This window comes from Kineococcus esterisolvens, assembly GCF_050871405.1.
Lineage (GTDB): Bacteria > Actinomycetota > Actinomycetes > Actinomycetales > Kineococcaceae > Kineococcus.
In genome coordinates, this window is sequence record NZ_JBJLRI010000143.1 from 1 (window position 1) to 1,967 (window position 1,967).

Genomic DNA, 1,967 nt, shown 5'->3' on the forward strand with positions numbered 1-1,967 from the left:
CCGGCGCGGGGCGCGTGCGGCACGTCGGGGGCGTCGGAACCTGCGCTGGGACTGCGCCGCGGGGGTGCTCTTGGTCCCCCTACTGGACCAACTCAACAGCCTGCGCTCAGTGCGGCCGGTGCTCGTGCCGATCCTGGAAGCAGCTCCCGCCTTGCGGGACCTTTTCGCCCTGCGTTGTCGTTCGCCCGACAGACGTGGCTGCTGGACTGGACGGGCCGGGCATGAGCGAGCCCCGGCAGGCGGACACCCTTCGTCCTGCCTGCTCTGGAGCCTGTCGTGCCTGCTCAGCCCTGTCCCAAGCCCTCTCCGCTGCTCTTCCGTGAAGCTCGCCGGAAGATGGCCCTGGCGGGCCTCTGGCCCTCCCCGCGCGTCGTCTTCACGACCGGGTGGCTGCTCGATGACGAGCTGACTCCGGAGCTGCCTGCGCGGATCGGTGACCTCTTCCCGGCGTGTCCTGCCGGTGCCCTGAGCGTCCCCCGGCAAGATCGCCCGTGAACGAGGGAACCCCCCCGCCTTGCCGGGCGAGGGGGTTCCTGAGGGCCTTGGGCGTAGGACCCCACGGCTCTCCCCACCGAGGGCGTAGGAGGCCCGTCGATGGCTGATGCCAGCCTACCCGCCGCAAGTTCCCTTGACACGCTGCGGCACGCCGAGGAGCAGCACGCCGCTCGTCAGTGGAAAGTGTTGGGGCGCAAGGGATCTGTCCGCGTCTACCGGGCCTTGCGGGAGTACGGACTCGTCCACGCTGACCTGCCGCCGTCGCCGCTGACGCCGGATGGTCCGTGCCAGCAGCCGATGGTGCTCTGGAACCGCTGGGAGAACCGCCCGGTGCTGCTGCCTTGTCGGCAGGCTGGGTCGAAGTGCCAGGCATGCTCGGCCGGTCGCCGCCGCGAGGTCCGGCGCGTCGCGCACACGGGTGTCCTGACCCAGCTGCGCTCCGGCCGCGTGCTGACGCTGCTCACCGTCCTGGCGCCGGGCGAGACGCCGGAGCATCTCCGCTGGGACGTGCTCTGGACTCCGCGTGGCCCCCGCAACGAGCGGCCGGTCTGCGGCTGTGAGAAGTCGATGCCCGACGGCCTGGCCGCCTGGAACGGCACGGCCGGTGAACGGTGGAACCATCTCCGCACGGCTCTTGCTCGGGAGTATCCGGGTTTCGAGTTCTTCCGGGGTGTCGAGCCCCAGGATGGGAAGCGCCGGCTGTCGGGAAAGGGCCGCATGGCCCTGCACTTCCACGTCCTCGTGTCCAGTGACGCTCCGCTCGATCCTGTTGTAGTGCAACGGTTTGCGATGGCTGCTGGGTTCGGCTGCAACGTCAGGGTGGACCGGATCGAAGACGGCCCGGACGGCATGCGCGCTGCTGCTTATGCCACGAAATACGTCACGAAATGCGCCGACACTCGCGCGGAAATCCCGTGGGAAAAGCTCGATAAAACAACTGGCGAGATTAAGGGAAAACCTACTTATCGCGCCTGGTCGCAATCTCAGGGCTTCGGCTGCCGGATGAAGGAGCACCGCGCCGCGGTCCTCGCGCAGCGTCGCCGCTACGCCGCCCGTCTCCGCGCTGCCGCTGCTGACGGCCTGGTCCTCGACGTCCAGCCGGCCATCGCCGACGAGCTTCCGCCGGCGGCCGGCGACCCGTAGCCAGTGGCCGGCGGCCGAGGAACGAGGTCGTCGGGCGTCCCGTCACGCACCGCTCCACCCTCAGCCTGATCGCTCCGTGCGGTCGGGCTCTTCGTGCTGTTCCGGCACGGCCTGGGGCCTGCTGCTGACTCCGGGGAAGCCGTCGGCGGGCCAGTGCGGGGCGCGTGCCGTCCGCGCGCACGGCGCGAAGCGTCGAGCACGGCCGGCGCGGGGCGCGTGCGGCACGTCGGGGGCGTCGGAACCTGCGCTGGGACTGCGCCGCGGGGGTGCTCTTGGTCCCCCTACTGGACCAACTCAACAGCCTGCGCTCAGTGCGGCCGGTGCTCGTG

General features: G+C 70.5%; 1 protein-coding gene. It reads left to right on the forward strand.

Going from position 1 to position 1,967, the window contains the following annotated elements; all coding sequences use genetic code 11:
• The first annotated feature begins 594 nt into the window (after window positions 1–594).
• The gene (locus ACRYR8_RS21115; protein WP_432486227.1) at window positions 595–1,638 is read left to right on the forward strand and encodes a hypothetical protein; all 1,044 of its coding nucleotides are present in this window, start codon (window positions 595–597) and stop codon (window positions 1,636–1,638) included.
• Window positions 1,639–1,967: the final 329 nt, after the last annotated feature.

Coding starts and splice junctions, on each gene's coding strand:
- ACRYR8_RS21115 (WP_432486227.1), top strand. CDS start 595: ATGGCTGATGCCAGCCTACCCGCCGCAAGTTCCCTTGACACGCTGCGG.